Below are 22711 nucleotides of genomic sequence, written 5' to 3' on the forward strand. Positions count from 1 at the left end.
GATCCGGCCCAGGTGTTTTGATGGAGGTATGACGCTGTACGTCGGTACGTCGGGCTGGCAGTACAAGGACTGGAAGGGCGTGCTCTACCCCGCGGACGTGCCCGTGCGGCGGTGGCTGGAGGAGTACACGGCGCACTTCGCCACCGTCGAGATCAACAACGCCTTCTACCGGCTGCCCTCGCGGGAGACCTTCGCGTCCTGGGCCGCCCGCGTCCCGTCGGACTTCACCGTCACGGTGAAGGCGAGCCGCTACCTGACCCACATCAAGCGGCTGCGCGACCCCGAGGAGCCGGTGCGGCGGCTGATGACCCACGCGGCCGGCCTCGGGCCCCGTCTGGGCCCCGTCCTGCTCCAGCTGCCGCCGACCCTGCGGGCCGACCCCGGGCTGCTGGACGCCTGCCTGGCCTGCTTCCCCACGGGCACGCGGGTCGCGGTGGAGCCGCGGCACGACTCCTGGTGGAACGCCGAGGTGCGCGAGGTGCTGCGGTCCAGGGACGCGGCCCTGTGCTGGGCGGACGTCCTGTCCCGCCCGGTCGCTCCGTTGTGGCGCACCGCCGACTGGGGGTACGTCCGCTTCCACCAGGGGCGCGCCCAGCCGTGGCCGCGCTACGGGCACCGCGCGCTGGAGACCTGGGTCGACCGCATCGCGACGACCTGGGCGCGCGACGCCGACGTCTACGCGTACTTCAACAACGACCCGGGCGGCGCGGCGGTGGGCGACGCGGCGCTGTTCGGCAGGACGGCGGAGCGGGCGGGCCTGAGGCCGACGCGGACCCCGCGCGCGCTCGCCACCCGCGACTGACCGCCCCGGCCGATCACGTGCGGCCGGTCCCCCGGGACTGAACGCGCGCCCGCGTCATCCGGGACGTACCGCGCGTGACCGCGCCCTCCGGCCGGGATCGCGTGCGGCCGCGTCGTCCGGGGCGTATCGCGCGTGACCGCGCCCTCCGGGCGGGATCGCGCCCGGCCGGATCGTCCGGGCGAGATCGCGTGCGGCCGCGTCATCCGGTCGGATCGCGCCCGGCCGGGTCGTCCGGGGCTGGTCCCGCGGGCCCATCAGGCCTGGTAGGCCGCCCGCAGGGCTTCCCGTACGGCGGCCGCGGCCTCTTCCTCGGTCAGCCCCAGCCGCAACGCCCGCTCGGCGTAGACGCCCGCGGCGGCCGCGGCCTCCCGCTGCGCGGCCGGGCCCGAGGCGGCGACGAACGTCCCGTTGCGCCCCCGGGTCTCGATCACGCCGTCGGCCTCCAGGGCCCGGTAGGCCTTGGCGACGGTGTTCGCGGCGAGGCCGAGCGACTCGGCCAGGCCCCGCACCGTCGGCAGCCGGTAGCCCACCGGCAGCGCTCCGGACCGGGCCTGCTCGGCGATCTGCGCGCGCACCTGCTCGTAGGGCGCGGCGCCCTCATCGACATGGATCTTCAAGGTCACGGGGCCGATTGTCCCGCACCCGCGGAAAAGGAGAGGCACACCCGAGCCGTCCGCCCGTAACGTGCGTCCACATGACCGTCATCGTGCGCGATCTGCGCCCCGACGCGCCCGCCGACATCGAGGGCTTCGTCCGGGTCCGGCACCTCGCGCTGCCCTACGTGTACTTCAGCCCGGCCTCCGTGCTGCACGGCCTCTCCCTCTCCCTCTCCCTCCCCGGCGCCCACGCCCGCACGCTGGTGGCCGTGGCGGACGGCGAGGTCGTCGGCACCGCCCAGGTGAGCCTCGTCCATGACAGCCCGGAGCCCGGGCAGGGCTCCCTCAACGTGTACGTGGACCCGGCGCGCACCGGGCTGGGGGCGGGCGCGCGGTTGGTGCGGGCGGCCGAGGAGCACCTCGCGGCGCACGGGGCGACCAAGCTGTTCGCCTGGGTGCTGGACGAGCCGGGCAACCGCGCCTTCGCCGAGCGGCGTGGCTACCGGGCCGGACGCAGCGCGCACTTCCTGCGCCTGGACCTGGCGGGGGCCGCGCTGCCGCCGCCTCAGGACCCGCCGCCCGGGGTGGAGTTGCGCACCGCCGCCGACTTCGCCGACGACCCGCGCCCGCTGTTCGCCCTCGACGCGGAGGCCGGCTCGGACGAACCGGGCGACGTCGCCACCGAGTTCACGGACTACGAGGCCTGGGTGGAGGAGTACTGGAAGCACCCGCACCTGAACGCGGAGCTGACCTCGGTCGCCGTGGCCGACGGCCGTCCGGTCGCCTTCAGCGTGGCCCACACCGGTGACGCCGGCAGATACGGCACGGGCATGACCGGGACGGCCCGCGCCCATCGCGGCCGGGGTCTGGCCAAGCTCGTCAAGAACGACTCCCTGCACCGGGCCCGCGCGGCGGGGTACACGCAGGCGTACACGGGCAACGACGCGGGCAACGAGCCGATGCTCGCGATCAACCGGTGGTTCGGGTACGAGATCTGCGCGACGGAGGTGCGCTATGTCCGCGAACTCGGTTGAACCGGTGCGTGCGGTGGATGTCGTCCTGGTCAAGGCCGGGCGGACGAAGATCCGTTACCGGGCCGAGCTGCTGTCCGACGACGGCGCCCGGATCGCGGTGCGCGCGCCCTGGGCCGGTGCGGGCGTCCGGGACTTCGGCTTCGTCCGGTTCGAGGCGGGCGACGTCTTCACGGAGTACTACTGGCGCGAGCGCTGGTACGCGGTCAAGGAGGTCCGCGACGCGGAGGGCGCGTTGAAGGGCTGGTACTGCGACGCACCCGGCCGGCCACGCTGTCCGGCGGCGAACTGGTCGTGGAGGACCTCGACCTGGACCTGTGGCGCTCCGCCGACGGAACGGACGTACGGCGGCTGGACGAGGACGAGTTCGACGCGAGCGGGCTCGCGCGGCGGGACCCGGCGGCCGCCGCCGCCGCGGTGGCCGCCCTGGACGAACTGGAGGCACTCGCCCGCCTCGACGGCGGCCTGGAGTCGCTGCTGGCGTGAAGCGGCCCGGCCGACCCGGCGCGGCGATCACACCGGTGGCGTCGGCTCGGCCGACCCGGCGGCCGCAGCCGCCACACCGGGTCCGCCACACCAGGGCCGCCACCGCGGCCCGCCCGAGCGTCAGACCATGGCCACCACCGCGTACCGCTCGTCGCTCACTGGGCCGCCCCAGAGCCGCGCGTCCTGCGACAGCGGCTCCACGCGGATCCGCCCGGCCGAGGGGGCCAGCAGGGCGGTGAGCCGGTCCGCCGGTATGCCGACCGGGGCGACGGCCCCCCACACGCCCTCGACCAGCACGAGCCGCCCTCCCGGGCGCAGCAGACCGCGCCAGTGCCGCAGGACGCGCGCGGGGTCGGGCAGGGTCCACAGCACGTGCCGGACGAGCAGGGCGTCGAAGCGCTCCTCGCCCACGGGCGGCGCCGCCGCGTCCCCGACCAGGAACGCCGCGTCACGGCCGGCGAGCTTGGCGCGGGCGAGGTCGATCATGGCGGGGGACCGGTCGATTCCCGTCACCCGGTGTCCCTGTTCGGCCGCGAGGAGCGACAGGGTGCCGGTGCCGCAGCCGAGGTCGAGCAGGTCGCAGCGGCGTTCCGGCAGCCAGGTCCGCAGCCGCTCGGCCCAGGCGGCGCGCACGTCGGGGTCGCGCAGACCGTGGTCGGGTTCCTCGTCGAAGGCGGCCGCTGCGGCGTCCCAGTCGACACCCTGCGAAGTCGTTGTGTCACTCTTTTCGCTCATGTGCCCCAGAGTGGCACCTGCCACTGACACTCGAATCGTGACACCCGCCACTGACAGACCGGGGGACGATGAGGAAGTCTCCCCGAAAGGGTCTACCTCCGTGAGATCGCGGAACTCGGGAGATCCTGAAGGAGGCAGCCATGCGCCGTACGACCGTGCAGAAGCCCCTGAAGAAGACGGACTCCCGCCGGATCCGCGAAGAGGCCGACGAACGGCCCGCCGGACGCCCCGAGGTGCGCAAGGACATCGCCCGCACCTGGTGGCCCGACGGCTGACGGCCGCGAGCGCGGTGCACGCGGGCGCCGCCGTGCTCAGCCCAGCCGCTTGCGGTAGTGGAGGCGTTCGTACGGCCCGTCCGCCCGCCGCTCCACGAGCTCGTAGCCGTACCGCGGATAGATCCTCTGGTTCTCCCACATCATGACGTGCGTGAAGAGCCTGACTTCGGACAGGCCCAGGGCACGCGCGTGTGCGTCCACGAAGTGCAGCAGCCGCCGCCCGACGCCCCTGCCGTGGGCGTCGGGGTGGACGGCGACGCTGTCGAGGAACAGGTGGTCCGCGAACGCCTCGACGACCACGAGGCCGACCACGGCCGCGCCGCCGCCCGGGTCGCCGGTCACGAACACCTTCCCCGCGGCCACGTTCGCCGCGTGGTCCGCCTCCATGGGCCGCGGCACCAGTCCGATGCGCTCGATGTAGTGCGTGTACGCCGCGTCCGTCACGGCCTTCACGGCCGGGACGTCGGCCGCCGTGGCGGGCCGGATCTCCTCGCTCGTCATGCGGTGAACGCTACCTACCTGATCCCTGCCTCAGCACTTCCTTAAGGCCACCCTAAAGATCGCCACCGAACGCCTCCAGCAGGGGTTTCCACGGTTTCCTTGCCGGGTGACCGCCCCGCACAAGGCGCCTTCACGGTCCACCTCACCAAGTGTTCGCGTCGGGGCGCAGACGGGCGGCGGGCGGCGGCCGGCACGGCCGCTGAGGCGGCCGCACGACTCCGGGGCCTGACCGGCGGCTCAGGTCGGACAGGCCCCGGCGGAACGATCCTGCAGAGCGGGCCGCGGTCAGCTCAGCGCGGACGCGCAGGTGGTGGAGGTGGCGTGGGCCGGGTCGAGGGCGTTGGCCACCTCATGGAAGGCGATCCGGTCGAACAGCGCGATCGCCACGTGCTCGGAGAGGTCCAGCGGGCACAGGTCCTGCAGCAGGACGTTGCGCACTCCGGAGCCGCTGAGGTACTGGCTGCGCCAGGGCGTCGCCACCTCGTCGTACTTGGTGGCGATGACCGTGTAGCGGACGCCGGGGACGGTGTCGCCGCCGGCGTTGAGCTTGGCGAGGAACTCCGATCCGGGCATCTGGTCGGCGAGGCCGGGGGTGGCGGCCGTGATCAGGTCCTCGGCGCCCGGGAAGTACGGGAGCAGGTTGGTGAGTCCGCTGAGGGTTGCGCCGTGGTTGTCGGGGGCGATGCCGACGAGCGCGTCGACCTTGGCCGCGCCGCCGAGGAACTTCAGGTAGTAGCGCGGCATCATGCCGCCCTGGGAGTGGCCGACGAGGTCGACCTCGGCCGCGCCGGTCGCGGCGAGCACCTTGTCGACGAAGGCGGAGAGCTGCCCGGCCGACGCGTCGATGGGGCCGAGGCCGTGGAAGAGCGGGACGCCGGGCAGCTGGCCGTAGTCGACGGAGAAGACGCAGTATCCGCGGACCGTGAGGTAGGGGGCGAGGGCCAGCCAGTTGTCGACCGAGTTGCCGAGCGTGCCGTGCACGAGGACGACGGGGCGCGGGTGGGCGGCGGAGGGTTTGCAGCGGTAGTCGTTCCAGCCGCTCGCCGAGGCGGTGACGGCGGCGGTCTCGACGGTGGTGTCGGCGGCGGTCTCGACGGCGGTCTCGGTGGCGGCGGAGTCGGCGTGGGCGGCGGTGGCGGCGGGGACGGTGGCGGCCGCGGCGGCCAGCAGCAGGGCGGCGAACGGTCTGAGCAGGCGTTTCCAGGGCAGCATCGGGTGATCTCCTTGCGGCTCACGGGAGGTGCGATGGCCTTACGCCTGTGATCCGGATCACGAGGATGCTGTTCACTCGTCAAGTTACGGGCGAGTAGGTGAAGTGTGAAGTTACGCGTCAGTAAAAACTTCCAGTGATAGCCACGGGCGGCCGCGGCCACTGATATGCGATCACCAGACGGGGCGAATGGGGCCGCTGGGGGCGATACGTGTCAATTGGGCGCACAGAGCGCCCAGTTGATCCTCGCCGAGTACATCGGCCCAGGCCCGTACCGCCTCGGCGGCCGCCTCCTCCGCCGCCCGGGTGCACTCCCAGCCGCGCTCGGTGAGCACGATCAGCCGGGCGCGCGCGTCCCCGGGGTGCGGCAGGCGCTCGACGTACCCCTTGCGCACGAGCTCGTCGACGAGCTGGCTCGCCGCCTGCTTGGTGACCCCGAGATGGACGCCCAGCTCCGTGACCGTCGCGCCGCCCCGGGCGAGCCGCGTGAAGGCGAAGCCATAGGAGGGCCGCCCCTCGAAGCCGCGGGCGACGACGCCGTCATCGATGCGCCGGGTGAGTTCACCGGCGGTGGCGAGCAGGGCGGCGGACAGGGCGAGAGCTTCGGAGTTCTGCACGGCTGCATTGAAACATCCTTGACAACATGGTCAAGCAGCTTGACCATAGAGAAGATTAGTCAAGCTGCTTGACCACTTCGCACCTCAGGAGGCATCCATGCCCGTCGTCCGCTCCTCGGAGGCCGTCACCCACGAGATCCACGGCGCCCGCTTCGTCTCGTACGCCACTCCCCTCACCGGCAGCAAGGAACTGTGCGCCTGGCGGGGCGAGATCCCCGCCGGCACCAGGGCGCCCGCGCACACCGTCAACCGGGAGGAGATCTTCCATCTGCTCGTCGGCGAGCTGATCCTCACCCTCGACGGCCGCGCCGAGCGGATCCGGGCGGGCGACACGGTGATCGTCAACCCGGGGGCGACCCTGGCCGTCGAGAACCCGACCGATCACACCGCTCTCTCCTGGGTCACCACGTCCATCGGGCTGGAGGCGGAACTGGCCGACGGCACCCGGATCACTCCCCCGTGGGCCAACTGATCCCGCCGCCCCTCACGCCGCCAGCGTTCCCGGCTTCACCGCTCCCGGGCCGAACTTCGCCCGCACTCGGTCGGCGACCTCCTCGACACGGCGGACCTTCTCGTCGACGGGATCGAAGGTGAGCTGGTAGGAGGCCTGTTCGGCGGGGCCGAGGGCCTCGGCGCGCAGGACGACCGCGCGGACCCGGGCGCGCTGCAGACCGAGCGCCTCGTACAGCCCGTACGCCGCCCTGGTCAGGGCCGCCGAGTGCGCGGTCGGCTCCTTCAGGGTGCGGCTGCGGGTGGTCGAGGAACGGTCGGCGTAGCGCACGGTGAGGGTCAGGGTGCGGCAGACCTTCCCCACGGCGCGCAGCCGGACGCCCAGCTCCTCGGTGGCCGAGAGCAGGGCGCGGCGGTGCCGGTCGGAGTCCAGCTCGTCGATCTCGAAGGGGCGCTCGGCGGCCAGCGACCGTGACACGCCGTTGGGCACCACCCGGCCGCGGTCGACGCCGTTCGCCTTCTCGTGCAGCTCCCGGCCCGCCTTCGCGCCGATCAGGCGCTGCAGCGTGGACAGCGGCGCGGCGGCGACCCGCCCGAGGGTGTCGAGGCCGTACTCGCACAGGGTGCGGGCGGTCGCCGCGCCGACGCCGGGCAGCGCGGCGACGGGCTGCCCGCCGAGGAACTCGTGCACCTCGCCCTCGGGGACCGCGCGGGTCACCCCGGGCCGGGCGGCCCGCAGCGCCATGCGCGCCGTCAGCGGGCCCGGGCCGGCGCCGATCACGCAGTCGACGCCGTGCAGCGCGAGCGCCCGCACCCGGATCACCGACGCCAGCTCCACCGCGCTGCGCCCGAAGTACCGTTCGGCGCCCCGCAGATCGGCCAGCGCCCCGTCCGGCGGCAGCGCCTCGACGACCGGTGTGAACTCCTCCAGCAACCCGAGCAGCGCCGGCAGGGCGGCCTCGCGCGCCGGAGGGAGCTGGAAACGTACGCAGAGGATGGTCATCCCGCACTCCCCGGACTCTGGTGCCACAACTTCCTTCCCACCGCGGGCCCTTCGCCCGCGGGGCGCAGATCGGCCCAGGGGTGCATCTCGTACCCCGTGGGCAGGCGCAGGCGACGTCGTTCCATCGCGTCCTGGGCGGCCGAGCCCGCCGGCGCGGGCAGCCCGTCGGAACCGGCGAGCCGGCTGCGCGCCGGGCCGTCGCCGTCGTCGGCGGGGCCCGCGTCAGGGGCGCCGCCGGGAGCGGCCAGCCGTGCCGCGACCCCTTCCAGCCCCTCGTCCCGGCGCACCTCCAGCAGGTCGGCGAGATTCCAGGCGGCCGATCCCACCACGCTGAGGCTGCGCGGGCCGCGCCGCTGCACCACCCCGCGCACCAGCAGCAGCCAGGAGTGGAAGACGGTGTGGGCGCAGGCGTCGTGGGAGTCCTCGAAGAAGGCCAGGTCGACCAGGCCGGTGCCGTCGTCCAGCGTGCTGAAGACGACCCGTTTGCCGGACCGGATCGGCGGCGTCTGGGTGGCCGCCTTGGCACCCGCGACCAGCACGGTCTCCCCGTGCCGCGCCTCCCGCAGCCGCCGGGCCGAGACCACGCCCAGCTCGGCGAGGAAGTCGCCGTGGTCGTCCATCAGATGGCGTGAGGCGTCCATGGACAGCACGCCCAGCTCGGCGCTGAGCCGCTCGGCGGAGGTCAGGTCGGGCAGTCCGGCCGGGGCGGTCTTCCGCCCGCCCGCCAGGGGGAGTTGCCCGCCGCCGGCCCCGCGCGCGCCCCGGTGCAGCTCGGTCAGGTGCAGTTGCAGGTCACGGCGGTTGGCGCCGAAGGCGTCCAGCGCGCCGACCTGGGCGAGCCGCCCGGCCAGCGGCCGGCTCGGGCGCGCCCGCTCCCAGAAGTCCAGCAGCGAGGCGTACGGCTGTCCGTCCTCGATCCGTGCGGCCTCGGCCTCGCTGATGCCGTGCACGTCGGAGAGGGCGAGCCGCAGTCCCCAAGACCCCGGGGAATCCGTCGATTCAGACACCAGTTCGATACGATGGGCGACGCCCGACCGGTTCACGTCCAGCGGCAGGATCGGCACCCCGCGCCGTCGCGCGTCCGCCAGCAGCAGCCGCTTGGGGTACATCCCGGGGTCATGGGTGAGCAGCCCGGCGTAGAAGGCGGCCGGATGGTGCGCCTTCAGCCACGCCGACTGGTACGTCGGGACGGCGAAGGCGACCGCGTGCGCCTTGCAGAAGCCGTAGGAGCCGAAGGCCTCGACGGTCTCCCAGGTCCGCTGAATCGTTTCTGCGTCGTACCCCCGCGCCGCCGCGTGCTGCGCGAACCACACCTTGATCCGCCCCTGCGACTCCGGATCGGACAGCCCTCGCCGCACCCGGTCCGCCTCGCCCCGCCCGCAGCCGGTCATGATCGCGACGATGTCGATGATCTGCTCGTGGAAGACGACGACTCCGTAGGTGTCCCGCAGCGGCTCCTCCAGATCCGGGTGCGGAAACCGGACCGGCGCCCGCCCGTGCCGGGCCTCGATGAACGGCCGCACCATGTCGGCGGCGACCGGCCCGGGCCGGAAGAGGGAGATGTCGACGACCAGGTCGTGGAAGGTGGCCGGCTGCAACCGTCCCACCAGGTCCCGCTGGCCCGGCGACTCGATCTGGAAGCACCCCAGCGTCTCGGTGGACCGGATGAGCCGGTACGTCGCCGGGTCGCCCTCCTCGACCGCGTCCAGGTCGATCCGCTCCCCCGTCGCCCGCTCCACCTCCGCCACCGCGTGCGCCATCGCCGACTGCATCCGCACGCCCAGCACGTCCAGCTTGAGCAGCCCGAGGTCCTCGACGTCGTCCTTGTCGAACTGGGCCATCGGGAACCCCTCGCCGCTGGTCGGCATGACCGGCGTGCGGGAGAGCAGGGAGGCGTCGGACAGGAGCACCCCGCACGGGTGCATGGCGACTCCGCGCGGAAGGGCGTCGAGGGCCTCCACCAGCTCCCACAGCCGCCCGTACCTCTCCTTCTCCCCCGCCAGCGCCCGCAGTTCGGGCAGCTCCTCCAGGGCCGCGCGGGCGTCCCGGGCCCGGATGTGCGGGAAGGACTTGGCGACGCGGTCGATCTCGGCCGGGTCCATGGACAGGGCCGCGCCGACGTCCCGGATCGCGTGACGGACGCGGTACGTCTCCGGCATCGCGACCGTCGCCACCCGCTCGGCCCCGAAGCGGCCGATGATCGCGCGGTAGACCTCCAGTCGACGCGCGGACTCCACGTCGACGTCGATGTCGGGCAGCACGACCCGCTCCCTCGACAGGAAGCGCTCCATCAGCAGCCCGTGCTCCAGGGGGTCGGCGTGGGCGATGCCGAGGAGGTGGTTGACGAGGGAGCCCGCTCCCGAGCCGCGCGCGGCCACCCGGATGCCCATCGTCCGCACGTCGTCCACGACCTGAGCGACCGTCAGGAAGTAGGAGGCGAACCCGTGGTGGGCGATGATGTCGAGCTCGTCGTGCATCCGCTCCCAGTACGAGCGGGCCTCGGCGGACCGGTCGTAACCGCGCAGCACCATCCCCGCCGCCGCCCGCGAGGCCAGCGTCCGCTGGGCGGTGCGGCGGTCCGCGCCGACGAGATGCGGCTCGGGGAAGTGGACGGCGCCCATGCCCAGGTCGTCCTCGGGGTCCACCAGGCACTCGGCGGCCGCGGCGCGGGTCTGCTCCAGCAGCCGGTGGGCGACGTCCCGCCGGAAGCCCGCCGCCTCCACGATCCGCTGCGCCGACCCGAGCATGGCCCCCGCGTCCTTGAGCCAGGCCTCGCCCGAGTCCAGCTCCTTGGCGGGGTCGACGGGGACCAGTCGGCGGGCCGCGTCCAGGACGTCCGCGACCGGGCCCTGGCCGGGGTCGGCGTACCGGACGGCGTTGCTGAGCACGGGCCGGATCCGCTGTTCGGCGGCGAAGCCGAGGGTACGGGCGGCCAGCCGCAGGGAGCCGGGTCCGGTGCCGGTGCGTCCGTGCCAGACGGCCTCCAGGCGCAGGGCGTCGCCGTACGCCTCGCGCCAGGGGGCGAGGAGCCGCGCGGCCCGGTCCGGACGGCCCGCGGCGAGCGCCCGGCCGACGTCGGAGGCGGGGCCGAGCAGAACGGTCAGGCCGTCGCCGTGGTTGTCGGCCCAGGGCAGCGACGGCAGACCCGTGCCGTCCCGGCCCGGGTGCGCGTGCGCCGCCGTGACCAGCCGGCACAGGTCGGCCCAGCCCCGGGCGCCGTCACGGGCGAGGAAGGTGACGCGGGGCGTGGACTCGTCGACGAAGGCGCCGCCGCGCACGGGGGTGCGGCGGCGGTCCCGCCGCACGGACGCGTCGCCCTGCGGGCGCTCGGGCGCCTGCACCGCCAGGTCCACCCCGAACAGGGGGCGCACGCCCGCCTTCGCGCACGCCTTGGCGAAGCGGACCGTGCCCGCCAAGGTGTCGCGGTCGGTGAGGGCGAGGGCGTCCATGCCCCGCTCCGCGGCGCGCTCGGCCAGCCGCTCCGGGTGCGAGGCCCCGTACCGCAGTGAGAACCCGGAGACGGTGTGCAGATGCGTGAACCCCGGCATCCGCACCTCCCGAATCGATGAATCGAACATCAGTTCACTACTCTCCCACCCCCACCATAGACCAAATCCCGAACGTGTGTACGACAGCCGTTCGGACGCCCCCCACCTGCGGAAACATCCCGCGCCCCGGACCGTGGGGGCATGACACAGAGCACCGGCGCCGACGCCCCGGGCGGCCCCTCCGGCGGCCCTTCCCGCGGCTCCTTCCTCGACGAGGTGAAGGACGCCGTGACCCCGCGGGCCACGCTGCTGGTCGTCGGCGTGGTCGCTCTGCATCTGCTCTTCATCGCCTCCTACGTCGGAGCGCTGCACGACCCCAGGCCCCGCGACGTGCCCTTCGGGGTCGTCGCCCCCGGAGCCGCCGCCCGGCAGACGGTGGCCCGGCTGGAGAAGCTGCCCGGCGACCCCCTGGACGCGCGCGCGGTGGCCGACGCGGCGACGGCCCGGAAACAGCTCCTCGACCGGAAGATCGACGGCGCCCTGGTCATCGGCCCGGCCCGAGGCGCCGACACCCTCCTGGTGGCCACCGGCGGCGGGAAGGTGCTGGCCGCCACCCTGGTGACGCTCACCACCACCCTGGAGAAGTCCCAGGGGCGCACCCTGCGGACCGTGGACGTGATCCCGGCCGACAAGGAGGACGCCAACGGGCTGTCGTCCTTCTATCTGACCGTCGGCTGGTGCGTGGGCGGCTACCTCTGCGCCTCGATCATGGTGATCAGCTCGGGCGCCGGCCGCTCGACCCCGCGGCGCGCGGTGATCCGGCTGCTCGCCATGGCCGTCGTCGGGATCGTCGGCGGGCTCGGCGGCGCCCTGATCGTCGGACCGGTCCTGGACGCCCTGCCGGGCGGTTTCGCCGCCTACTGGGGGCTCGGCGCGCTGATCGTCTTCGCGGTCGGCGCGGCCACGCTGGCCTTCCAGGGGGTCTTCGGGCTCGCCGGCGTCGGACTGGTCATCCTGCTCGTGGTGATCCTGGGCAACCCGAGCGCGGGCGGCGCCCTGCCGCCCCCGCTGCTCCCGCCGTTCTGGAGGGCGATCGGCCCGGCGCTGCCGCCCGGCGCGGGGACCTGGGCGGCGCGCTCGATCGCCTATTTCGAGGGAAACGCCATGACCGCGTCCCTGCTGGTGCTGTCCGCGTGGGCGGTCGCGGGCGTCGTCGTCACCCTGCTGATGTCCGCCCTGCGGACGCGCCGCGCGCGGAGCACGCCGTGACACGCGGCGGCAGGCCCGTGTGAGGGCCCGCCCCGGGCGTGTCCGGCCGGCCTGTCAGCCGATCCGCGTCCCCGTCGCCGGCAGCGTCTCCGTCGCCGGCAGCGTCTCCGTCACCGGTTGGAAGAAGGTCTCCTCGCCCGAGGTGCCGGCACCGCTGCCGCCCGAGTCCAGGCCGACGGCGCTGCCGCCCGAGAAGAGGGAGCCGCCGCTGTCGCCGGGCTCGGCGCAGACGTCGGTCCGGATGAGGCCGTCGACGACGTCGCCGTCGCCGTAGTTCACCTCGCCGACCGCGCGCAGAGCGCACACGCCGACCTCGGCAAGCGCACAAGGTGGGCACCGCGCGCCCTTCGCCCACCACCTCGTCCGCTCCCTCACCCGCCCCGTCGCCCGCCCCCCTTCCCGGGACGTCGACGGCTCTTGTCACCCAGGGACGAACCCGGTTCCCGGGAGACTCATCTCGCGCACACGAAGCGGCGATCCTCTCGGCCCTCCCGCCGGCCGCTGCCATATTCGAAGCCACTTTCGGAGGTGGCTGTGACGCCAGAGGCGACGACATCCCGGGGGCGGGAGACCGCGACGCGCGTGCCCGACGGCACCGCCGAACGTCTCGCCGGCCTGGAGAGCCGACGGACCCGGGCGGTGGCTCCGGGCGGACCGCGCAGACGCGGCGAGCACGGCGCACGCGAGCGGATCAACCTGCTGCTGGACGTGGGCTCGTTCACCGAGACCGGCCTGTTCGTCCGGGGCCGGCCCGCCGGGGACGGCGCCCGCGGGCCGTACGGCGACGGCGTGGTCACCGGCTACGGCACGGTCGACGGACGTCCGGTCTGCGTGTTCGCCCAGGACTCCACGGTGTTCGGCGGCAGCATGGGCGAGGCGTTCGGAGAGAAGACGATCGCCCTGATGGACCTCGCCCTCAAGACCGGCTGCCCGGTCGTCGGGCTCAACGACGGCGGAGGCGCCCGCATCCAGGAGGGCGTCGCCTCGCTCGCCCTCTACGCCGAGCTGGTGCGCCGCAACGTCCAGGCGTCCGGGGTGATCCCACAGATCTCGGTCGTGCTGGGGCCGTGCGCCGGCGGGGCCGCGTACTCGCCGGCCATCACCGACTTCACCGTGATGGTGGACGGCGCCTCGCACATGTTCGTCACCGGACCCGACGTCATCGAGACGGTGACCGGCGAACGCACCAGCGCCGAGGAGCTGGGCGGCGCCCGCGCCAGCAACACCGTGAACGGCAACGCCCACTTCCTCGCCGCCGACGAGATGGACGCCCTCGACACCGTCCGCGACCTGCTGTCGTACCTGCCCGCCAACAACCTGGAGCCGCCCCCGCGGTACGCGCCGGCCGCCGCGGGCGCCGCGGACCCCGGCGCGCGGCTGGACGAGATCGTGCCGGACCGGCTCGCGCAGGCCTACGACATGCGCGACGTCCTGCGGGCGGTCGTCGACGACGGCGAACTTTTGGAGATCCAGGAGCTGTTCGCGCCCAACATCGTCTGCGCGCTGGCCCTCGTCGAGGGCGCTCCGGTCGGCGTCGTCGCCAACCAGCCGCTGCACGCGGCCGGGGTCCTCGACATCGACGCCTCCGAGAAGGCCGCGCGCTTCGTGCGGTTCTGCGACGCGTTCGGCATCCCGCTGCTGACCTTCGCCGACGTTCCCGGCTACCTCTCCGGCGTCCGCCAGGAGCAGGGCGGGATCATCCGGCGCGGCGCCAAACTGCTGTACGCCTACGCCGAGGCGACCGTCCCCAAGGTCACCGTGGTGGTGCGCAAGGCGTACGGCGGCGGGTACGCGGTGATGGGCTCCAAGCACCTGGGCGCCGACGTCAACCTCGCCTGGCCCACGGCCCGGATCGCGGTCATGGGCGCCGAGGGCGCCGTCGGCGTCCTGCACCGGCGCGAACTCGCCGCCGCCGACGACCCCGACGCGCTGCGCGCCCGCCTGATCGCCGCGTACGAGAGCACCCACGGCACCCCGTATCTCGCCGCCGAGCGCGGATACGTCGACGCCGTCATCGCCCCCCGCGACACCCGCGCCCACGTCTGTCGCGCCCTGCGCGCGCTGCGCGGCAAGCGCGCCCCGATGCCGGAGCGCCGGCACGGCAACATCCCGCTCTGACCGTGTGAGGAGCCGTCCGTGACGGACACCCCCCGCCCCCCGCTCACGCCCGTCTGCCGGAGCCTGCCGGAGTACGTGCGGCACTGGGCCGAGACCGTCCCCGAGCGCCGGGCGTTCACCTTCGTCGACCACCCCGCCGCGCACCCGCGGGGCGTCCACCGCACCCTGACCTGGCGCCGCCTGGACCTTCGGGTGCGGGCCCTGGCGGCCCGGCTCGCCGAGGAGGCCGGACCCGGGGCGCGCGTCGCGCTGCTGTGCCCGCAGGGCACGCAGTACGTCACCGCGTTCCTCGCCGCGCTCGCCGCCGGCACGGTCGCCGTGCCGCTGTATCCGCCGGGTCTGCCCGGGCACGACGACCGGCTCTCGGCCGTGCTCGCCGACGCCCGGCCGGCGGTCGTCGTCACGACGAGCGACGCCCTCGACGAGGTGCGGCGGCTGTGCGCGGACGACGCGGTGACGGTCGTCGCCGCCGACCTGGTGCCCGACGAGGCCGCCGACGACCGGCGACCGGTCACGCCGGACGCAGCCGCCGTCGCCTACCTGCAGTACACCTCGGGCTCGACCCGGACCCCGGCGGGCGTGGAGATCACCCACGCCAACGTCGTCGCCAACGCCCACCAGGCGCTGACCGTCTACGTCCCCGACGAGGGCCCGGCGACCTGCGTGGGCTGGCTGCCGCTGTACCACGACATGGGACTCGTGCTGAGCGTCGCCGCCCCGGTCGTGCGGGGACTGCTGTCGGTGCTCATGGACCCGGCCGCGTTCCTGCACGAGCCCGCACGCTGGCTGCGGCTGCTCGCCGCCCATCCTGGCGCGGTGAGCGCCGCGCCCAACTTCGCCTACGACTACTGCGCCTCGGCCGTCACCGACGCCCAGAAGGCGGAGCTGCGGCTGGACGCGGTCGCCGCCCTGATCAACGGCAGTGAGCCGGTCCGCCCCGGCACGGCCGACGCCTTCCACGCCGCCTTCGCCGCCCAGGGGCTCGCTCCCCGCACGCACTGCCCGTCGTACGGGCTCGCCGAGGCCACCGTCTTCGTCAGCGCCGCCCGGCCCCGGGAGCCGCTGCGCCGGTTCGCGTTCGACCGCGACGCCCTGGCCGCCGGGAAGGCCCTGCCCGCGCGGCCCGACGATCCCGACGCCGTGCTGCTGGCCGGCTGCGGCTCCCCGGTCGGGCAGCAGGTCCGCATCGCCGACCCGGCGTCCCGCACGGCCCTGCCCGGAGGGGAGGTGGGCGAGATCTGGGTGCGCGGCCCCAACGTCGGACGCGGCTACCACCAGCAGAGCCGTCCGACCCGCCGCGTCTTCGACGCGACGCTCACCGGCCCGGCGGGCGGCGCGCGGGGATCGGGCGGCTGGCTGCGCACCGGGGACCTGGGGACGGTGGTGGACGGGCAGTTGGTCGTCACCGGGCGGCTGAAGGACCTCATCGTCGTCGACGGCCGCAATCACTATCCGCAGGACGTGGAGGCCACGGTCCAGGAGGCGCATCCCGCCGTGCGGCGCGATCGGCTCGCCGCGTTCGCCGTGCCCGGCCCCGAGGGCGAGCGGGCGGCCGTCGTGGCGGAGCACGCGCGCACCACGGGCCTCGCCGAGATCGACGTGCCGGCCCTGGTGCGCGCGGTGCGGGCGGCCGTGTCCGCCCGGCACGGGCTGCGGCTCGCCGACGTCGTCCTCGTGCCGCCGGGCGCCGTGCCCCGCACGTCCAGCGGAAAGGTGTCGCGGACGCTGGCCCGGGAGCGGTACCTGGCGGGCGCCTATCCGACGGGGACGGCCGGATGACGGCCGTCGACGCGGGGACGCTGCGCCGGCTGATCGCCGGCCGGGCGGCCTCCTGGCAGGGCACGCCCGCCGCTGACGTCGCGATGGACCGGCCGCTGGCGGACCTCGGCATGTCCTCCCGGGACGCGGTGGTGCTGGCCGGGGAGCTCTCCCGGGCCACGGGGCGCGAGCTGCCGGCGACGCTGCTGTGGGAGGCCCCCACCTGCGACGCCCTGGTGGCGCACCTGTGCGGGGCGGCGGCCGGGGGGAGCGCTTCCCCGGCCGCCCTCCCGGCCGCCCTCCCGGCCGCGGCGTCGGCCGCGCCGGAGCGAGGGCCGTCCGGCGAGCCCGTCGCGGTCATCGGGGTCGGCTGCCGGCTGCCGGGGGGCGTGCACGGGCCGGCGGACTACTGGCGGCTGCTGAACGGGGGCGTGGACGCGATCCGGCGGGTGCCGGAGGACCGGTGGCGCGACTTCACCGCGTTCCCGCCCGCCGAGGCGCCGCGGTACGGCGGTTATCTCGACGACATCGCCGGGTTCGACGCGGACTTCTTCCACGTCACCCCGCGCGAGGCCGCGGTGATGGACCCGCAGCAGCGGATCCTGCTGGAGGTCGTCCACGAGACCCTCGACCACGCGTCCGTCCCGGCCGCGTCCCTCGCCGGCACGGCGACCGGCGTGTTCGTGGGCGTCTCGGCCCCGGAGTACGGCTCGCTGACCGGCGCCGACCCGGCCGCGGTGGACCCCTGGGCGCCAGCCGGCGGGGCGCTGAGCGTGACGGCGGGACGGGTGGCGTACGTGCTGGACCTGCGGGGGCCGAGCACGGCCGTCGACACCGCCTGCTCGTCGTCGCTGGTCGCCGTGCACCAGGCCTGCGTCAGTCTGCGCACCGGCGAGGTCGACGCGGCGATCGCCGCCGGGGTCAACGTGCTGCTCTCCCCCGCCGTCACCGTCGCCTTCCGGCGGGCCGGCGCCCTCGCGCCGGACGGACGGTGCAAGCCGTTCTCCGCGGCGGCCGACGGCATCGGCCGCGGCGAGGGCTGTGCGGCCGTGCTGCTGAAGCGGCTGTCCGACGCCGAACGCGACGGCGACCGGGTCCTCGCCGTCATCCGCGCCACCGCCGTCAACTCCGACGGCCGCTCGGGCGGTCTCCTCGCGCCCAACCCGGCCGCCCAGCGGGCCCTGCTGGCCACCGCGTACGCGCGTGCCGGGCTGGATCCGGCGCACATCGACCACGTCGAGGCGCACGGCACCGGCACCCCGCTGGGCGACCCGATCGAGGCGGGCGCGCTCGGCGCGGTGCTCGGCGCGGGCCGGGACGCCGACCAGCCGCTGCTGCTCGGCTCCGTCAAGGGCAACCTCGGTCATCTGGAGTCCGCCGCGGGCATCGCCGGGCTGGTGAAGACGGTGCTCGCGCTGCACCACGACCTCGTCCCGCCGTCCCTGCACTGCGCGCGGGGCAGCGCCCTGGACGACGGGCGGCTGCGGGTGGTGACCGAGCCGGAGCCGTGGCCCCGCTACGGGGGGACGGCCACCGCCGGGGTGTCCGGGTTCGGGTTCGGCGGCACCAACGCCCACGCGGTGCTGGAGGAACGGCGACCGGCCGTTCTGCCGCCGCCGCCCGCCGAGGAACCGGCCGCCCGCCTCCATCTCCTCTCCGACCTCGACGCCGCCCGCGTCCGGGACACCGCGGCCCGGCTGGCCGAGTGGCTGCGCACGCCCGAGGGGAGCGCGGCGCACCCGGCCGACGTGGCGCGCACCCTCGCCGGGCGGACCGGCCGCGGCCCGGTGCGGGTCGCCGTCACCGCCCGCGACCGGGAGGAACTCGTCGACGCGCTCGACGCGTTGGCTCAGGACCGGCCCGACCCCCGGGTCGTCGCCGACGAGCGCCGGCTGGTCGGGCGCGGGCCCGTGTGGGTGTTCTCCGGGCACGGCAGCCAGTGGGCCGGGATGGGGCGCCGGCTGCTGGCCGAGGAACCCGTCTTCGCCGCGGCCGTGGAGAAGCTCGACGTCGCGCTGGCCCCGCACTGCGGTCTGTCCCTGTACGACCTGCTCGCCTCGGGCGCCGATCTGGACCGCGTGGAGGTCGCCCAACCCGTGCTGTTCGGGACGCAGTTGGCGCTCACGGAGCTGTGGCGCGCCCAGGGCGTGGAGCCCGCCGCCGTGATCGGGCACTCGGTGGGCGAAGTCGCCGCCGCGGTGTGCGCGGGCGCGCTGGAGGCGTCGGACGCGGCCCGGGTGGTCGCCGTGCGTTCCCGGCTGCTCGGCGGGCTGCGCGGCGGGGCCATGGCCGTCGTCGACCTCGACGACGACGAACTCGGCGCCCTGGCGGCGCAGTTCCCCGGCGTGCAGGTCGCCGTGCACTCCGCGCCCGGCCAGCAGGTCGTCACCGGCGAGGAGGAGGCGGTCGCCCGGCTGGTGCGGACGCTGCGGGAGCGGGGGCGGGCCGCTCGCGCCCTGCGGGTCGCCGGCGCCGGGCACTCCCCCCAGGTCGATCCGCTGCTCCCGGAGCTGACCGCGGCGCTGGCCGACGTCCGGGGCGGGCGGGCGCGCGTCCCGGTGTACTCCACCGTCCTGGACGACCCGCGCGGCGAGGGGCGGTTCGACGCCGCGCACTGGGCGGCGAACCTGCGGCGGCCCGTGCGCCTGGACCGGGCCGTGGCGGCCGCCGCGGCCGACGGCCACACCGCCTTCGTCGAGATCTCGCCCCACCCGGTGCTGACCGGGGCGATCGCCGGCGCGGCGCCCGGCGCGCTCGTCCTGGGCACACTGCGCCGCGACGCCGACGACTTCGCCGCGTTCCTGACCCGGGTGGGGGCGCTGTACGCGGCCGGCGGACGGCTGCCGCTGCCGCGGGGCCGCGTCATCGACCTGCCCGCGCCGCGCTGGCGGCGCCGACGGCACTGGTGGACCGACGGCCGCCCGGCGACGACGCCCGTCCCGGCCGTGGCGACGACCGCCCCCGAGGACGCCTCCCCCACCGGCCGCCTGCGCCATCACATCGCCGCGGTCACCGGCCACCCGGCGGCCCGCGTAGCGCCCACCGCCGCCCTGGCCGACCTGGGGCTCGACTCCCTCATGGCCGTCCGCGTCCGCACCGCCCTCGAAGCCGAGTTCGGGATCGAACTGCCGCTGCGCGCCCTGCTCGGCGCCGGCACGGTCGAGCAGGCCGCCGAGCACATCCGGCGGGCGCTGCCCGCCGAGGAGAGGGACTCCCCGCTGCGCACCCTGCGGGCCGGCGGCGCGCGGGCCCCGCTCTTCCTCCTGCACGCCGCCGGCGGCACGACCGACGTCTACCGGGCACTCGTCGACCGGCTCGGGGACGACCGGCCGGTGTACGGGCTGGAGCGCGTCGAGCAGGCCCGCACGGTGCCGGAGAGGGCGCGCCGGTACGCCGAGACGATCACCGCGGTCCACCCCGACGGACCGTGTCTGCTGGCCGGTTGGTCCTTCGGCGGCTTCCTCGCCCAGGAGACCGCACGGCAGCTGACCGCCGCCGGCCGGGACGTGGAGCTGGTGGCGCTCCTGGACTCGGTACGCCCTCTGCCCCTGCCCGGCGTGACCCGGGCCGACCGGATCCGCGCCCACCTGACCGGCTTCGCCCGGCACGTCGCCGACGTCCACGGGGTCCGGCTGGAGCTGCCCTACGACGAGCTCGTCGCCACGGACGACGACGGCGAGCGCATCGACGCCGTGCTGCGCGCCCTGCGCGAGGCCGCGGACGTGCCGGCCGCCGCCTTGGAGCACCAGCGCTCCTCCTACCTGGACCTCAGAACCGGCGAGGCCCACCGTCCGGGGCCCTACGAGGGGCGGGTGGTGCTGTACCGGGCCGCCGAGCCCGCCCCGCACACCGTGCGCGACCCCGCCTACGAGCGCGACGACGAGGCCCTGGGCTGGGACGAGGTGTGCCCGCGGCTGACGGTCGTACCGGTCGGGGGCCACCATCTGTCGCTGCTCGACCCCCCGCACGTCGACGAGCTCGCCGCCCATCTGCGGCGGGCGCTCGCCGAGACCCGCTGAACCGGACGACGAGGAGCCGCCATGTCCCAGCCCCCCACCGCAGTGTCCCGACGAGCCGTCACCAGAGCCGCGACGGCCGTCGGCCTGACCGCGCTGTTCGGCGCCGCCGGGAGCGTGACGGCCCGGGCGGCGACCCGGATCGGACCGCGCACCCTGGACGTGTCCGTGGCGTCCCCGGCCCTCGGCCGCAGCGCGCCGCTGCGGCTGATCCTCCCGTCCGACTTCGACGCCCGGCCCGACCGCACCTATCCCGTCCTGTATCTGCTGCACGGCGCCCACGACGACTACACCTCCTGGACCCGCGAGACGGACATCGAGTCCTTCACCCGAGGACGGGAGCTGATCGTGGCGATCCCGGACGCCGGCCCCACCGGCATTCCCACCGACTGGCGCAGCGGTCCCGACTACGAGACCTTCCAGGTCGAGGAGGTGCCGGCGCTGCTCGCCCGGGACTACCGGGCCTCCGGCGTGCGGGCCGTCGCCGGGGTCTCCACCGGCGGCTACGGTGCGATGGCGCACGCGGCGCGCCACCCCGGCCGGTTCGCCGCGGCGGCCTCCTACAGCGGCATCCTCGACACCACCGCGCCGGGCGTCCCGCCGATCGTGGACGCCATCGTCGCCCGCGAGAACCTGCTGCCCCTCGCCCTGTGGGGCAACCCCCTGCTGAACCTCCTCACCTGGCGCGACTTCAACCCGCGCGCCCGGGCCGCGGGGCTGCGCGGCACCAGCCTGTACGTCTCCAGCGGCAGCGGGGTGGCGGGCGGCAGCGGCGACTGGCTGCCCGAGGCGCTGGAGAGCGCCCTGTGGCCCTCCGCCCACGGCTTCACCGACACGCTCGCGCTGCTCGGCATCCCGGTCACCACCCACTACTACGCGGGAGGAGGACACAGCTGGACCTACTGGAAGCGGGAGTTCACCGCGTCATGGCCGATGCTCGCCCGTGCGCTGGGGGTGCCGGAGTGACGCCGGCGGCGCCGGGGCACGGAACGGAGCGCAGGGGACGTCCGTCCAACACGGGACTGCCCCCTCGCCCCACGGGCAACGGCCCGCGGGTGAGCCGCTTCCGGGTGAAAGGAGTGTCCGCCGTGGCTTCCCCCACCCCGCACGGCGTGCCGGAGGACTTCGGAGCCTCCCCGGTGCCGGCCGACCTGGCCAGACTGCTGCGCGCCCGACTCGAATCCGTCGCCGACGAGGTGGAGGCGGAGGTGCGCGGTCAGGTCCCGGAGTACGCGCGGCCGGCCGACGGCGCGTACCGCGCGCACCTCAGGGCCGGCGTCGTGCAGGCCCTCACCCTCTTCGTCGACCACATCGCCGACCCGCGCGGCCAGGGCGACGCGATCGCGGCGACCTACTACGAACTCGGCCGGGGCGAAGCCCTGGAGGGCCGCAGCCTGGACGCGCTGCAGTCCGCGCTGCGCGTCGGAGGGCTGCGGGCCTGGCGGCTGATGGGCCGCACCGCCGAGGAGCTCGGGCTGGACTCCACGGTCGTGGCGGCCCTGGGCGAGCTGGCGTTCCGGACCGTCCACGAGGTGGCGGAGGCGGCCGCGGCCGGTTACGCGGAGGCCCGGCTGCGCAGCACGGACGAGCTGGAGCGTCGCCGCAGGCGGTTGCTCGACCTGCTGCTCGGCGACGGTCCGGTGTCCCCGGAGGCCGTGCAGGACCTGGCGCACGGCGCGCGCTGGTCGGTGCCGCGGCAGGTCGCGGTCGTCGCGCTCGCGGCCACCGCGGAGCAGCGCGAGGAGGAACGGCCGCTGGCGGCCGCCGGGGCGCTGGTGGACATGGCGTCCCGGCCGCCGCGGATGCTGGTGCCCGACCCGGACGGTTCCGGCCGCTTCGGCGGGCGGGCGTTCGCCCTCGCGCTGCGCGGCCGGCCGGCGGCGATCGGCCCCACGGTCCCGCTCGCCGAGGCCGCCCAGTCGCTGCACTGGGCCACCCGGGCCCTGGGGCTGATGGGCCGTGGGGTGCTGCCCCGGCAGGGCGTGGTGCGGTGCGCCGACCATCTGTCGACCCTGCTGCTGCACGCCGACGAGCCGCTGCTCGCCCAGTTGGAGTCGCGGGTCCTCGCCCCGCTCGACGCGGTGTCCGAGGGACAGCGCCCCCGGCTCGCCGAGACGCTGCTGGCCTGGCTCCTCGGCGGCAGCAACGTGCCCGACGTCGCCACCCGGCTGCACGTCCACCCGCAGACGGTCCGCTACCGCCTGCGCCAGCTGGAGAAGCTGTTCGGCGACGCGCTGCACGAGCCCGCCACCCGGCTGGACCTCATCCTGGCGCTGCGCGCCGAGGAACTGCGGGGGGCGGGCGACCAGGCCCCGTAGGCGATTTCGCGGGGCTCATATCGGCAACAAAAAACCGG

At 75.2% G+C, this 22711-nt stretch carries 17 protein-coding genes and 2 pseudogenes; 11 read left to right on the forward strand and 8 right to left on the reverse strand.

Features of this window, described 5'->3' with window-relative positions; genetic code table 11:
• Nucleotides 1-28: 28 nt before the first annotated feature.
• Complete coding sequence (locus ACFVYK_RS18990; protein ID WP_389775134.1) at nt 29-802, forward strand: DUF72 domain-containing protein; 774 nt, start codon at nt 29-31, stop codon at nt 800-802.
• 254 nt (nt 803-1056) lie between these two features.
• Here ACFVYK_RS18990 and ACFVYK_RS18995 read toward each other — a convergent pair whose 3' ends face one another.
• Nucleotides 1057-1425: a GntR family transcriptional regulator gene (locus ACFVYK_RS18995; protein ID WP_389775137.1), complete on the reverse strand. Its 369-nt coding sequence runs from the start codon at nt 1423-1425 to the stop codon at nt 1057-1059.
• A 71-nt stretch (nt 1426-1496) separates the two neighbouring features.
• On the opposite strand from ACFVYK_RS18995, the gene ACFVYK_RS19000 reads away from it, so the two are divergent.
• Together ACFVYK_RS19000 and ACFVYK_RS19005 are read left to right on the forward strand one after the other, a co-directional pair.
• The gene (locus tag ACFVYK_RS19000; RefSeq protein WP_389775140.1) at nt 1497-2432 is read left to right on the forward strand and encodes a GNAT family N-acetyltransferase; all 936 of its coding nucleotides are present in this window, start codon (nt 1497-1499) and stop codon (nt 2430-2432) included.
• Nucleotides 2413-2915, forward strand: a pseudogene (locus tag ACFVYK_RS19005) (DUF402 domain-containing protein). Before ACFVYK_RS19000 ends, ACFVYK_RS19005 begins: the two are co-directional and overlap by 20 nt.
• A gap of 120 nt (nt 2916-3035) precedes the next feature.
• Here the strand turns inward: ACFVYK_RS19005 and ACFVYK_RS19010 are convergent.
• Nucleotides 3036-3650, reverse strand: coding sequence for a class I SAM-dependent methyltransferase (locus ACFVYK_RS19010; protein ID WP_389775142.1), 615 nt, complete (start codon nt 3648-3650; stop codon nt 3036-3038).
• A gap of 140 nt (nt 3651-3790) precedes the next feature.
• Here ACFVYK_RS19010 and ACFVYK_RS19015 point away from each other — a divergent pair, with 140 nt between their 5' ends.
• Nucleotides 3791-3925, forward strand: a complete 135-nt coding sequence (locus ACFVYK_RS19015; protein WP_133913577.1) for a hypothetical protein — start codon at nt 3791-3793, stop codon at nt 3923-3925.
• Between the two features lie 36 nt (nt 3926-3961).
• On the opposite strand, the gene ACFVYK_RS19020 is transcribed toward ACFVYK_RS19015, so the two are convergent.
• From ACFVYK_RS19020 to ACFVYK_RS19030, 3 genes are all read right to left on the reverse strand, one after another.
• Nucleotides 3962-4426 carry a GNAT family N-acetyltransferase gene (locus tag ACFVYK_RS19020; protein WP_389775145.1) on the reverse strand — a complete coding sequence of 155 codons (465 nt, stop codon included), beginning with the start codon at nt 4424-4426 and terminating at the stop codon, nt 3962-3964.
• Nucleotides 4427-4711: 285 nt separating this feature from the next.
• Nucleotides 4712-5638 carry an esterase/lipase family protein gene (locus ACFVYK_RS19025; protein WP_389775147.1) on the reverse strand — a complete coding sequence of 309 codons (927 nt, stop codon included), beginning with the start codon at nt 5636-5638 and terminating at the stop codon, nt 4712-4714.
• A gap of 171 nt (nt 5639-5809) precedes the next feature.
• Nucleotides 5810-6253: a MarR family winged helix-turn-helix transcriptional regulator gene (locus tag ACFVYK_RS19030; RefSeq protein ID WP_389775150.1), complete on the reverse strand. Its 444-nt coding sequence runs from the start codon at nt 6251-6253 to the stop codon at nt 5810-5812.
• 97 nt (nt 6254-6350) lie between these two features.
• Here ACFVYK_RS19030 and ACFVYK_RS19035 point away from each other — a divergent pair, with 97 nt between their 5' ends.
• A complete protein-coding gene (locus ACFVYK_RS19035; RefSeq protein ID WP_389775153.1) occupies nt 6351-6725 on the forward strand; it encodes a cupin domain-containing protein in 375 nt (124 codons plus the stop codon).
• Between the two features lie 12 nt (nt 6726-6737).
• Here the strand turns inward: ACFVYK_RS19035 and ACFVYK_RS19040 are convergent, their stop codons facing one another.
• Entirely contained in the window at nt 6738-7706 is a 969-nt protein-coding gene (locus ACFVYK_RS19040; RefSeq protein WP_389775156.1) for a hypothetical protein, read from the reverse strand.
• Nucleotides 7703-11254 (reverse strand): DNA polymerase III subunit alpha, encoded by a 3552-nt coding sequence (locus ACFVYK_RS19045; protein ID WP_389775159.1) that lies wholly within the window; start codon nt 11252-11254, stop codon nt 7703-7705. Before ACFVYK_RS19045 ends, ACFVYK_RS19040 begins: the two co-directional genes overlap by 4 nt.
• Before the next feature lie 141 nt (nt 11255-11395).
• Here ACFVYK_RS19045 and ACFVYK_RS19050 point away from each other — a divergent pair, with 141 nt between their 5' ends.
• The gene (locus ACFVYK_RS19050; RefSeq protein ID WP_389775161.1) at nt 11396-12463 is read left to right on the forward strand and encodes a DUF3533 domain-containing protein; all 1068 of its coding nucleotides are present in this window, start codon (nt 11396-11398) and stop codon (nt 12461-12463) included.
• A gap of 54 nt (nt 12464-12517) precedes the next feature.
• On the opposite strand, the pseudogene ACFVYK_RS19055 reads toward ACFVYK_RS19050, so the two are convergent.
• Nucleotides 12518-12742: pseudogene (locus tag ACFVYK_RS19055) on the reverse strand (trypsin-like serine protease); the annotation flags it as partial.
• 303 nt (nt 12743-13045) lie between these two features.
• Here ACFVYK_RS19055 and ACFVYK_RS19060 point away from each other — a divergent pair.
• The 5 genes from ACFVYK_RS19060 to ACFVYK_RS19080 all read left to right on the forward strand — a co-directional run bounded on the left by ACFVYK_RS19060 (nt 13046) and on the right by ACFVYK_RS19080 (nt 22673).
• Nucleotides 13046-14581 carry an acyl-CoA carboxylase subunit beta gene (locus tag ACFVYK_RS19060; RefSeq protein ID WP_389775162.1) on the forward strand — a complete coding sequence of 512 codons (1536 nt, stop codon included), beginning with the start codon at nt 13046-13048 and terminating at the stop codon, nt 14579-14581.
• Nucleotides 14582-14599: 18 nt separating this feature from the next.
• The gene (locus tag ACFVYK_RS19065) at nt 14600-16360 is read left to right on the forward strand and encodes a fatty acyl-AMP ligase (RefSeq protein WP_389775165.1); all 1761 of its coding nucleotides are present in this window, start codon (nt 14600-14602) and stop codon (nt 16358-16360) included.
• On the forward strand, nt 16357-20358 hold the full coding sequence (locus ACFVYK_RS19070; protein WP_389775167.1) for an acyltransferase domain-containing protein: 4002 nt from the start codon (nt 16357-16359) through the stop codon (nt 20356-20358). Before ACFVYK_RS19065 ends, ACFVYK_RS19070 begins: the two co-directional genes overlap by 4 nt.
• Before the next feature lie 21 nt (nt 20359-20379).
• The gene (locus tag ACFVYK_RS19075) at nt 20380-21321 is read left to right on the forward strand and encodes an alpha/beta hydrolase (protein ID WP_389775170.1); all 942 of its coding nucleotides are present in this window, start codon (nt 20380-20382) and stop codon (nt 21319-21321) included.
• A 122-nt stretch (nt 21322-21443) separates the two neighbouring features.
• The gene (locus ACFVYK_RS19080) at nt 21444-22673 is read left to right on the forward strand and encodes a PucR family transcriptional regulator (RefSeq protein ID WP_389775172.1); all 1230 of its coding nucleotides are present in this window, start codon (nt 21444-21446) and stop codon (nt 22671-22673) included.
• The last annotated feature ends 38 nt before the right edge of the window (nt 22674-22711 follow it).

The sequence above is a fragment of the Streptomyces sp. NPDC058291 genome, assembly GCF_042880855.1.
In the GTDB taxonomy this organism is placed as follows: Bacteria; Actinomycetota; Actinomycetes; order Streptomycetales; family Streptomycetaceae; genus Streptomyces.

Bases quoted from the DNA above. Each gene is read 5' to 3' on its own strand.
- ACFVYK_RS19025 (WP_389775147.1), bottom strand. From the start codon at position 5,638: ATGCTGCCCTGGAAACGCCTGCTCAGACCGTTCGCCGCCCTGCTGCTG.
- ACFVYK_RS18990 (WP_389775134.1), top strand. From the start codon at position 29: ATGACGCTGTACGTCGGTACGTCGGGCTGGCAGTACAAGGACTGGAAG.
- ACFVYK_RS19040 (WP_389775156.1), bottom strand. From the start codon at position 7,706: ATGACCATCCTCTGCGTACGTTTCCAGCTCCCTCCGGCGCGCGAGGCC.
- ACFVYK_RS19070 (WP_389775167.1), top strand. From the start codon at position 16,357: ATGACGGCCGTCGACGCGGGGACGCTGCGCCGGCTGATCGCCGGCCGG.
- ACFVYK_RS19075 (WP_389775170.1), top strand. From the start codon at position 20,380: ATGTCCCAGCCCCCCACCGCAGTGTCCCGACGAGCCGTCACCAGAGCC.
- ACFVYK_RS19010 (WP_389775142.1), bottom strand. From the start codon at position 3,650: ATGAGCGAAAAGAGTGACACAACGACTTCGCAGGGTGTCGACTGGGAC.
- ACFVYK_RS19000 (WP_389775140.1), top strand. From the start codon at position 1,497: ATGACCGTCATCGTGCGCGATCTGCGCCCCGACGCGCCCGCCGACATC.
- ACFVYK_RS19045 (WP_389775159.1), bottom strand. From the start codon at position 11,254: ATGCCGGGGTTCACGCATCTGCACACCGTCTCCGGGTTCTCACTGCGG.
- ACFVYK_RS19015 (WP_133913577.1), top strand. From the start codon at position 3,791: ATGCGCCGTACGACCGTGCAGAAGCCCCTGAAGAAGACGGACTCCCGC.
- ACFVYK_RS19020 (WP_389775145.1), bottom strand. From the start codon at position 4,426: ATGACGAGCGAGGAGATCCGGCCCGCCACGGCGGCCGACGTCCCGGCC.
- ACFVYK_RS19035 (WP_389775153.1), top strand. From the start codon at position 6,351: ATGCCCGTCGTCCGCTCCTCGGAGGCCGTCACCCACGAGATCCACGGC.
- ACFVYK_RS19050 (WP_389775161.1), top strand. From the start codon at position 11,396: ATGACACAGAGCACCGGCGCCGACGCCCCGGGCGGCCCCTCCGGCGGC.